This is a genomic window from Pseudomonas sp. GL-B-12, assembly GCF_019955895.1.
Taxonomy (GTDB): Bacteria; Pseudomonadota; Gammaproteobacteria; order Pseudomonadales; family Pseudomonadaceae; genus Aquipseudomonas.
On sequence record NZ_JAHBCX010000069.1, the window covers coordinates 1 to 9,934 of the forward strand.

General features: G+C 61.3%; 8 protein-coding genes. 2 read left to right on the plus strand and 6 right to left on the minus strand.

What is annotated here, in order from left to right; translation table 11 throughout:
* Positions 1 to 172: 172 nt before the first annotated feature.
* A complete protein-coding gene (gene cysS, locus KGA85_RS28345) occupies positions 173 to 1,555 on the minus strand; it encodes a cysteine--tRNA ligase (protein WP_007970481.1) in 1,383 nt (460 codons plus the stop codon).
* A gap of 20 nt (positions 1,556 to 1,575) precedes the next feature.
* Positions 1,576 to 3,273 carry a glutamine--tRNA ligase/YqeY domain fusion protein gene (locus KGA85_RS28350; protein WP_223543557.1) on the minus strand — a complete coding sequence of 566 codons (1,698 nt, stop codon included), beginning with the start codon at positions 3,271 to 3,273 and terminating at the stop codon, positions 1,576 to 1,578.
* A gap of 267 nt (positions 3,274 to 3,540) precedes the next feature.
* Here KGA85_RS28350 and KGA85_RS28355 point away from each other — a divergent pair, with 267 nt between their 5' ends.
* On the plus strand, positions 3,541 to 4,044 hold the full coding sequence (locus KGA85_RS28355) for a peptidylprolyl isomerase (RefSeq protein WP_046037821.1): 504 nt from the start codon (positions 3,541 to 3,543) through the stop codon (positions 4,042 to 4,044).
* Entirely contained in the window at positions 4,041 to 4,793 is a 753-nt protein-coding gene (gene lpxH, locus KGA85_RS28360; protein ID WP_223453919.1) for a UDP-2,3-diacylglucosamine diphosphatase, read from the plus strand. The genes KGA85_RS28355 and lpxH overlap by 4 nt, the downstream gene beginning before the upstream one ends.
* A 60-nt stretch (positions 4,794 to 4,853) precedes the next feature.
* On the opposite strand, the gene KGA85_RS28365 is transcribed toward lpxH, so the two are convergent.
* The 4 genes from KGA85_RS28365 to KGA85_RS28380 all read right to left on the minus strand — a co-directional run bounded on the left by KGA85_RS28365 (position 4,854) and on the right by KGA85_RS28380 (position 9,605).
* Positions 4,854 to 6,383: a DHA2 family efflux MFS transporter permease subunit gene (locus KGA85_RS28365; protein ID WP_223543558.1), complete on the minus strand. Its 1,530-nt coding sequence runs from the start codon at positions 6,381 to 6,383 to the stop codon at positions 4,854 to 4,856.
* Positions 6,384 to 6,447: 64 nt separating this feature from the next.
* A complete protein-coding gene (locus KGA85_RS28370) occupies positions 6,448 to 7,650 on the minus strand; it encodes an efflux RND transporter periplasmic adaptor subunit (protein WP_223453916.1) in 1,203 nt (400 codons plus the stop codon).
* Between the two features lie 15 nt (positions 7,651 to 7,665).
* Positions 7,666 to 9,135, minus strand: a complete 1,470-nt coding sequence (locus tag KGA85_RS28375) for an efflux transporter outer membrane subunit (protein WP_223453914.1) — start codon at positions 9,133 to 9,135, stop codon at positions 7,666 to 7,668.
* A complete protein-coding gene (locus KGA85_RS28380; protein WP_223453913.1) occupies positions 9,132 to 9,605 on the minus strand; it encodes a MarR family winged helix-turn-helix transcriptional regulator in 474 nt (157 codons plus the stop codon). Before KGA85_RS28380 ends, KGA85_RS28375 begins: the two co-directional genes overlap by 4 nt.
* Positions 9,606 to 9,934: the final 329 nt, after the last annotated feature.

The following is a 9,934-nucleotide window of genomic DNA, read 5'->3' on the forward strand; positions in this document are numbered from 1 at the left end:
GGTTTCGATTCACGCTTCCTCCCCACACTCGGTCGCCCTCATGCAGTTGCGCTTCACTTCGTTCGCTGTGGTCAGCTTACGACGGGACTTTCACCCGCAAGATTGCGCCCATGCTGGGCGCACAAAACAAAAACCCGCACAAGGCGGGTTTTGTCTGTAACAAAGACAGCAATCAGTCAGCCAGACGCCAGGTCGTACCGCCCTTGCCGTCTTCCAGCACCACGCCCATGGCGGTGAGCTGGTCGCGGATGCGGTCGGATTCGGCCCAGTCCTTGCCGGCACGTGCCGCCAGGCGCGCTGCGATCAGCGCCTCGACTTCGGCTGCGTCCACGCGCCCTTCGGCGCCGGCTTGCAGGAAGTCATCGGCTTCGAGCTGCAACACACCCAACACGCTGGCCAGCTCTTTCAAACGGGCTGCCAGACCGGCCGCTGCGTTCAGATCACTCTCACGCAGGCGGTTGATCTCGCGGACCATCTCGAACAGCACCGCGCAGGCTTCCGGCGTACCAAAGTCGTCGTTCATCACCTGGGTGAAACGCTCGACGAAGGCTTCGCCGCCCGCTGGCGCCACGTTCGGCAGGCCTTTCAATGCATGGTAGAAACGCTCCAGGGCGCCCTTGGCGTCCTTGAGGTTGTCTTCCGAGTAGTTGATGGCGCTGCGGTAGTGACTCGACACCAGCAGGTAACGCACGACTTCCGGGTGGTACTTGTCGAGCACGTCGCGAATGGTGAAGAAGTTGTTCAAGGACTTGGACATCTTCTCGCCATTGATACGGATCATGCCGCAATGCATCCACGCGTTGGCGTAGGTCTTGCCGGTGGCCGCTTCGCTCTGGGCGATTTCGTTTTCGTGGTGCGGGAACTCAAGGTCGCTGCCGCCGCCATGAATATCGAAGGTCTCACCGAGGCAGCAGGTGGACATCACCGAGCATTCGATGTGCCAGCCCGGACGCCCGGCGCCCCACGGCGATTCCCAGCTTGGCTCGCCTGGCTTGGCGGCTTTCCACAATACGAAGTCCAGCGGGTCCTGCTTGGACTCGTCGACTTCGATGCGGGCGCCGATGCGCAGGTCTTCGATCTTCTTGCGCGACAGCTTGCCGTAGCCCATGAACTTGCCGACGCGGTAGTACACGTCGCCATTGCCCGGGGCGTAGGCGTAGCCCTTGTCGATCAGGGTCTGGATCATCGCGTGCATGCCCGGGATATGATCCGTGGCGCGCGGCTCCATGTCCGGCTTCTTGATGTTCAGGCGCGCTTCGTCTTCGTGCATCGCCGCGATCATGCGCTCGGTCAGGGCTTCGAACGACTCGCCGTTCTCATTGGCCCGGTTGATGATCTTGTCGTCGATGTCGGTGATGTTGCGCACATAAGTCAGGTCGTAGCCGCTGAAGCGCAACCAGCGCGTCACCAGGTCGAACGCGACCATGCTGCGGCCGTGGCCCAGGTGGCAGTAGTCGTACACGGTCATGCCGCACACGTACATGCGCACCTTGTTGCCATCGAGCGGCTTGAAGACTTCTTTGCTCTTGGTAAGCGTGTTGTAGATCGTAAGCACGTTTTTTCCTTGACGCTAAATCACTGGCCCCACGAATCACGCAGGGTCACGGTACGGTTGAACACCGGCTGACCTGGTTTCGAGTCCTTGAGATCGGCGACGAAGTAACCTTCGCGCTCGAACTGGAAACGGTCTTCCGGCTGTGCATTGCCCAGCGAAGGCTCGGCACGACAACCGGTGAGTACCTGCAGCGAATCAGGGTTGATGTTGTCCAGGAAACTGGCGCTGTCTTCGGCCTTCTCTGGGTTGGCCGAGCGGAACAGACGATCGTACAGACGCACTTCGCACTCGACGCTGGCAGCGGCCGGCACCCAGTGGACCACGCCTTTGACCTTGCGGCCTTCAGGGTTCTTGCCCAGGGTGTCCGGATCGTACGAGCAGCGCAGTTCGACGATGTTGCCATCGGCGTCCTTGATCGCTTCGTCGGCGCGGATTACGTAGCTGCCACGCAGACGCACTTCACCGGCCGGTTCCAGGCGCTTGTAGCCCTTCGGCGGCTCTTCCATGAAGTCGTCACGGTCGATGTAGATTTCACGGGCGAACGGCAGTGCGCGCACGCCCATGTCTTCTTTCGGGTGGCACGGCAGTTCGAGGTTCTCGACCTGGCCTTCCGGGTAGTTGGTGATCACGACTTTCAGCGGACGCAGCACGCACATGGCGCGCGGGGCGCTGTGGTCGAGGTCGTCACGGATGCTGAATTCGAGCATGCCGAAGTCCACCACGCCGTCGGAACGGTTGGTGCCGATCATTTCGCAGAAGTTGCGGATCGATTTCGGCGTGTAGCCACGGCGGCGGAAACCCGACAGCGTGGACATGCGCGGGTCGTCCCAGCCGTTGACGTGCTTTTCATCGACCAGTTGCTTGAGCTTGCGCTTGCTGGTGATGGTGTAGTTCAGGTTCAGGCGGCTGAACTCGTACTGGCGCGGGCTGGCCGGCACCGGCAGATGCTCGAGGAACCACTCGTACAGCGGACGGTGACTTTCGAACTCCAGGGTGCAGATCGAATGGGTGATGCCTTCGATGGCGTCCGACTGACCGTGGGTGAAGTCGTAGTTCGGGTAGATGCACCACTTGTCACCGGTCTGGTGGTGGTGAGCGTGACGGATGCGATACATGATCGGGTCACGCAGATTCATGTTCGGCGAGGCCATGTCGATCTTGGCTCGCAGCACGCGTGCGCCGTCCTTGAACTCGCCGGCTTTCATGCGGGCGAACAGGTCCAGGTTCTCTTCGACGCTGCGGTCGCGGAACGGGCTGTTCTTGCCAGGTTCGGTCAGGCTGCCACGGTATTCCTTGGCTTGCTCCGGGGTCAGGTCGTCGACGTAGGCATTGCCGGACTTGATCAACTCCACCGCCCAGTCATGCAACTGGTCGAAATACTGCGAGGCGTAGCGCACTTCGCCGGACCACTCGAAGCCCAGCCATTTGACGTCGCTTTCAATCGCGTCGATGTATTCCTGGTCTTCCTTGGCCGGGTTGGTGTCGTCGAAACGCAGGTGCGTGACGCCGCCGAACTCCTGGGCCAGGCCGAAGTTCACGCAGATCGACTTGGCGTGGCCGATGTGCAGGTAGCCGTTGGGTTCAGGCGGAAAACGGGTGACGATCTGCGTGTGCTTGCCCGAGTCCAGGTCTGCCTGGATGATCGGCCGCAGGAAGTTGACCGGCACGGCAGGGCCGGTCTTGGCATTCGAGGTAGGGTCGACAGTGGGCTTGCTCATAGGATCCTTGAACGTACAGGTGCGTGGCCGTAATGAAGGCCGGACAAAACAAAGCCGCTATCATAGCCGATGCCGTCAAGTACCTGACAGAGCGCACTCTGTAAACCGTCGCATTTAATAGGCCGTAAATGAAAAAACAGCCTCGAAATTCGTGCCTGTCACGCTAAACTGCGCACCTTGGCCGAGACAGGCTGAACCGGTTGCGGGACGGAATGTCCCAAAACCACGAATTCCTTAGATATGCTTCATCTCAAAAGAGTACCGATCATGACCCAAGTCAAACTGACTACCAACCATGGCGACATCGTCCTCGAACTGAACGCCGACAAAGCCCCGATCACCGTGGCCAACTTCGTCGAGTACGTTAAAGCCGGTCACTACGAAAACACCGTTTTCCACCGTGTCATCGGTAACTTCATGATCCAGGGCGGCGGTTTCGAGCCAGGCATGAAAGAAAAGAAAGACAAGCGCCCAAGCATCCAGAACGAAGCTGACAACGGCCTTTCCAACGACAAGTACACCGTCGCCATGGCCCGCACCATGGAGCCGCATTCGGCTTCCGCGCAGTTCTTCATCAACGTGGCCGACAACAGCTTCCTGAACCACAGCGGCAAGAACGTGCAGGGCTGGGGCTACGCGGTATTCGGTAAAGTGACCGCCGGCACCGACGTTGTCGACAAGATCAAAGGCGTGGCCACCACTTCCAAGTCCGGCCACCAGGACGTACCAGCAGACGACGTGATCATCGAGAAAGCCGAGATCATTGAGTGATATTGCTGATTTCAGATTTACATCTGGAAGAGGAGCGCCCGGACATTACCCGGGCGTTTCTGGATTTGCTCGCCGGACGCGCCCGCTCGGCGAGTGCGTTGTACATTCTGGGCGACTTCTTCGAGGTGTGGATTGGCGACGACGCCATGACCCCCTTCCAGCGCTCCATCTGCCAGGCCCTGCGCGACCTCAGCGACAGCGGCACGGCCATTTTTCTGATGCACGGCAATCGCGACTTCATGCTCGGCAAGGCCTTCTGCAAAGCAGCCGGCTGTACCCTGCTGAAGGATCCGAGTGTCGTGCAGTTCAACGGCGAGCCGGTGCTGCTGATGCACGGCGACAGCCTGTGCACCCGCGACGAAGCCTATATGAAGCTGCGTCGCTACCTGCGCAACCCGATCACCCTGTTCATCCTGCGGCATCTGCCGCTACGCACCCGACACAAGCTGGCGCGCAAGCTGCGCAGTGAAAGCCGTGCGCAAACGCGGATAAAGGCCAATGACATTGTCGATGTTACGCCCGAAGAGATTCCGCGGATCATGCAGGAATACGGCGTGAAGACCTTGATCCACGGGCACACCCACCGCCCCGCGATTCACAAGTTGCAGCTTGGCGAGCAAGCGGCCAGGCGCATTGTGCTGGGGGATTGGGATCGTCAAGGGTGGGCGTTGCAGGTGGATGAGCAAGGGTTTGCGCTGGCTCCCTTTGACTTCACTCCGCCACCGCAACTGGCAGCACCCGCCAACTAACAGCTGAACACAAAAACCTGTGGGAGCGGGCTTGCCCGCTCCCACAGGTTATGTGTTGCCTTAGTGTCCTGAGGCCGCAGGCCCGGCCTTGGCCGTAAACGGCGGCTTGGCCAGCCACACGATCAATATCAGCCCGAAGAACATCCAGCCCAGCAAGGTGAAGTAGTCCACCGTGGACATGATGTACGCCTGGCTGATCACCGTCTGCTCCAGTTGCGTATAGGCCTTGGCCCCTGCCCCGCCCAGGTTGATCAGTGCTTCGCGGGTCGCCGGATCGAACGGGGTGATGCTTTCGGTCAGGTAGGCATGATGCTGATCCGCCCGACGAATCCAGATCCAGGTGGTCAACGACGCCGCGAAACTACCGCCCAAGGTCCGCAAGAATGTCGCCAGCCCCGAACCGTCGGCAATCTGGCTCGGCGGCAGGTCCGAGAGCAGGATGGTCAGGGTCGGCATGAAGAACAGCGCCACGCCGATCCCCATGAACAACTGCACCAGTGCGATGTGCTGGAAGTCCACTTCATTGGTGAAGCCGGCGCGCATGAAACAACTCAGACCGATAGCCAGGAACGCCCCGCCCGCCAGCAGGCGCATATCGAATTTCGGTGCGTACTTACCGACAAACGGCGCCAGCAGCACCGGCAGGATTCCCAGCGGCGCCACGGCAAAACCGGCCCAGGTCGCGGTGTAGCCCAGCCGCGTTTGCAGCCACTGCGGCAGGATCAGGTTGATCCCGAAGAACCCGGCATAGCCCAGGATCAGTACGATGGTGCCGTAGCGGAAGTTGCGATGGGCGAACAGGCGCAGGTTGACCACCGGGTGTTCGTCGGTCATTTCCCAGATCACGAAGAACGCCAGGGCCACCACCGAAATCACCGAGCCGATCACGATGAAGCTGGATTCGAACCAGTCGGCATCGTTGCCCTTGTCGAGCACGATCTGCAGCGCCCCGACGCCAATGATCAGCGCGATCAAGCCGACGTAATCCATCGGTTGGCGGCTGGTGACCACCGGGCGCTTTTTCATCTGCTGGGTCACCACCCATGCCGCGATCAGACCGATCGGCACGTTGATGAAAAAAATCCACGGCCAGCTGTAGCTGTCGGTGATCCAGCCGCCGAGGATCGGCCCGGCAATCGGCGCGACCACCGTGACCATCGCCAACAGCGCCAGCGCCAGCCCCCGTTTTGCCGGGGGGTAGACCGCAATCAGCAGGGTCTGGGTCATCGGGTACAGCGGCCCGGCCACTACCCCTTGCAGCACGCGGAAGCCCACCAGTTCCGGCATCGAGGTGGAAATCCCACACAGGAACGAAGCCAGCACGAACAGCAGTGTCGCCCAGACAAACAGCTTCACCTCGCCGAAACGCCGACTGAGCCAGCCGGTCAGCGGCAAGGCGATGGCGTTGCTCACGGCGAACGAGGTGATGACCCAGGTGCCCTGCTCCGAACTCACGCCCAGGTTGCCGGAGATCGTCGGCAACGCCACGTTGGCGATGGTGGTGTCGAGCACTTGCATGAAGGTCGCCAGCGACAGGCCGATGGTGCTGAGCAGCAGGCTGGGCGGTGTGAAAGACGCGTTATTGCTCATCGCGAATCCTTTGAAACAGGTCTGGCGCTGCGCCGGTTGCCGGTGCAGCTGACGGATTGGCGAATCAGCGTTGCGCGGTTTTGCTGACCGCGGCGCTGTTGTCGTGGATCAGTTGAGTGATCATCGCGTCGGCCTCGGCCAACTGACGATCGTAGACGTTGGTGCTGAACGAAGCCTTCTGCGGTGGCTGTTGCGCCAGCACCGGCCCGCTCTGATCGTGCAGGTCCACAGCGACCATGGTCGACAGACCGACCCGCAGCGGATGTTTGGCCAGTTCCTCGGCGTTGACGTGAACCCGTACCGGCACGCGTTGCACGATCTTGATCCAGTTGCCGGTGGCGTTCTGCGCCGGCAGCAAGGCAAAGGCGCTGCCGGTCCCGGCACCGAGGCTGTCGATGGTGCCGCTGTATTTCACGCTGCTGCCATACAGGTCGGTCTCGATCTCCACCGGTTGGCCGATGCGCATGTCACGCAGCTGGGTTTCCTTGAAGTTGGCGTCGATCCACAGCTGATCCAGGGGAATCACCGCCATCAGCGCGGTACCCGGTTGTACGCGCTGGCCAAGTTGTACAGAACGCTTGGCCACGTAACCGGTCACCGGTGCAATCAGCGTACTGCGCGAGTTGTTCAAGTACGCCTGACGCAATTGCGCGGCGGCGGCCATCACGTCCGGGTGCGATGAAACCACGGTGTCATCGACCAGCGCACTGGTGGTCTTGAGCTTTTGTTCGGCGTTGGCCAGGGCGTTTTGCGCCGAGGTCAGGTCGTCGCGGGCGTGGGACAGCTCTTCCTGGGAGATCGCCCCGCCGGCGGCGAGGTTCTTGCGCCGGTTGAAGTTGTCCTGGGCCTTTTGCACTTCGGCTTTCTGGGCGTTGACCTGGGCTTTCATGCCATCCACATCGCTGTACAAGCCACGCACCTGACGCACGGTGCGCGCCAGATTGGCCTGGGCGTTTTGCAGGCCGATTTCGGCATCGTTCGGGTCGAAGTTCACCAGCACCTGGCCTTCATGGACCAGATCGCCGTCATCGGCGCCGATGCTGACCACGGTGCCAGTGACCAGCGGCGTGATTTCCACCACGTTGCCGTTCACATAGGCGTCGTCGGTGCTTTCGCTCCAGCGCCCGTAAAACTCGTGGTAGGCCCAGACGCCCGCGCCGCTCAGCACGACGGCGGCCGCCAGGACCAGCAGCATGAACTTGCGCTTGCCCGAATTGGGGTTGCCCTGGATGTTTTCAGGAGGTTGAGTTGTATCGGCAGTGGCCATGACAAGTACCTTGAATTAACGGGTCAGCGTGGCTGGCGTGGCGTTGGCCGAGGCGATGGCCTCAGGCTGGAAACCGCCGCCCAGCGCCTGCATCAGTTGGATCGACAGGTCAATCTGCTCGGCATTCAGGTTGGCGAGTTGGCGCTGGGCCTGGAGCAGTTGCTGCTCGATGCTGAGCACGTCCAGGTAGTTGCCGATGCCGGAACCGTAACGCTGGACCACGGTGTTGTAGGAATCCTGGGCGATGTCGGTGGCGTGCTGCTGGGCAGCGATCTGCCGGCCGATATCACGCAGCTGGTTGATGCTGTCACTGACATCCCCCAGCGCCTTCACCAGGCTTTTGTTGTACTGCGCCACGGCGAGGTCGTAATCGGCGTCGCGCGAATCGAGGTCGGCGCGCAAGCGGCCACCGTCGAAAATCGGCACAGAGATCGTCGGTGCGATGCTGAAGAAGCGGCTGGCCGAACCAAACATCGCATCGCCCAGCAAGGATTCGGCGCCGGCAGCGGCGCTGAGGTTCAAGTTGGGATAGAACCGGGTCTTGCCGGCGTCGATGCTTTTGCTCGCCGCCTCGACCCGCCAGCGCGCGGCCACCAGGTCCGGGCGACGCCCGAGCAACTCGGCCGGCAGCACCGAAGGTAGCGCTACCGCACTCGGCTGAAGAATGTTCGGGCGGGCAATTTCATTGCCGCGGTCAGGGCCTTTGCCGAGCAGCACCGCGAGAGCGATTTTCGCGCTGTTCAGGCGTTTTTCGGCGTCGATCAGGTTGGCCTGGGAAGTGGCCTCCAGGCTTTCGGTCTGCTGGAACTGATACTGGCTGTCGATCCCGGCAGTCAGGCGCCGCTGGCTCAGGTCGAGCATTTGCCGGGTGCGCTTGAGGTCTTCGCTGGACAGGTCGTAGACGATGTGTGCTTGGCCAAGATCGCTGTAGGCCCGGGCGACATCGGCGGCCAGCGTCAGTTGCGCAGCCTGCTGGTCGACTTCGGCGGCACGGGCCTGGCCCAGAGCGGCTTCCCAGGCATCGCGCTGACCACCCCAGAGATCGAAGTTGTAATTAAAACTGGTGCCGATGTTACGCACGGTGGCGTACGTGTCGCCCTGCCCGCGCGGGTCCTGGTCCCGGGCCAGGCGTGAGCGGCTGACACCGGCGCTGGCATCCAGGGTCGGCATCCGCTCGGCGTCGGCGGCGGAAGCGGCAGCGCTGGCCTGATGGGCACGGGCGTCGGCGATCTGCATGTCCGGGCTGTCGCGCAGGGCCTCGCGGATCAGGCCGTCGAGCTGCGGGTCGCCGAGGCTTTTCCACCAGTCGCTTTTCGGCCAGGCGGCCGGCGACAACGTCACACCGCTGAGGGATTGCCCTGCCTTGAGGCTCTTCGCATCGAGGTTGACGCCTTCGGTTTTCAGGCCGCTGTAACTGGCGCAACCGGCGACGCTCATGGCCAACAGCACCAGGCTCAGGCCGGTACGCAAGGGGTTACTGCTCATTTGTCACCTACCCGCAGCAGGGTGATCGCGTCACCGGCTGCCACCAAAATTTTCTTCAGGATCAGCTCCAGGGTTTTCAGCTCTTCTGGAGTGATGGCACCGGCCAGTTCATTCATGGCTTCGGCGCCGATGTGCGGCAACAGTCCGGCGAGCTTCTGCCCTTCTTCCGTGAGCACAAGCTGCACCTGACGGCGATCTGCCTCGGAGCGTTGGCGGGCAAGGAAACCCTTCTGTTCCAGACGATCGAGCATGCGCGTCATCGAGCCGCTGTCGAGGGACAGATGACGGCACAATTCGCCCGGCGAATCGACGCCGAACTGGGCGATGATGATCAACACCTTGAACTGCGCGGCGGTGATGCCGTGGGGTTCCATGTGGGTGTCGATGATCCGGTCCTTGAGCAGCGCGGCGCGTCCGAGCAACAGACCGAGATGGCAATTCTGGAAATCTTCTGGAGAGAAATGTTTCATCTGACCACCAATTAGCTGCCTAGGCAGTGAATGTATGTCGAGATGTTACTGCCTAGGCAGCGAATGTCAACGCAATAGTTAGGAAGCTTTGTAAATAGTTGATCAATGGTGTCGGGATTTGTGGTCATAGACGGATGTCACCGCTTTTCTGACCTTATTGTTGATGGTGTACATATCCGTTGCTGCGGTAACGGCCGCTTATGGTTCCGCCCTTACGGCGGGTTACTTGGATAAGCCCCAAGTAACCAAGGGCTCTTGCCCCTGACGTTCGGTGCCTCGCCAAGGCTCGGCATGCCCTCGCTCCGGTCCTGCTCCGTGGGCCCGCCGCC

Bases quoted from the DNA above. Each gene is read 5' to 3' on its own strand.
- KGA85_RS28350 (WP_223543557.1), bottom strand. From the start codon at position 3,273: ATGAGCAAGCCCACTGTCGACCCTACCTCGAATGCCAAGACCGGCCCT.
- KGA85_RS28355 (WP_046037821.1), top strand. From the start codon at position 3,541: ATGACCCAAGTCAAACTGACTACCAACCATGGCGACATCGTCCTCGAA.
- KGA85_RS28365 (WP_223543558.1), bottom strand. From the start codon at position 6,383: ATGAGCAATAACGCGTCTTTCACACCGCCCAGCCTGCTGCTCAGCACC.
- KGA85_RS28370 (WP_223453916.1), bottom strand. From the start codon at position 7,650: ATGGCCACTGCCGATACAACTCAACCTCCTGAAAACATCCAGGGCAAC.
- KGA85_RS28375 (WP_223453914.1), bottom strand. From the start codon at position 9,135: ATGAGCAGTAACCCCTTGCGTACCGGCCTGAGCCTGGTGCTGTTGGCC.
- KGA85_RS28380 (WP_223453913.1), bottom strand. From the start codon at position 9,605: ATGAAACATTTCTCTCCAGAAGATTTCCAGAATTGCCATCTCGGTCTG.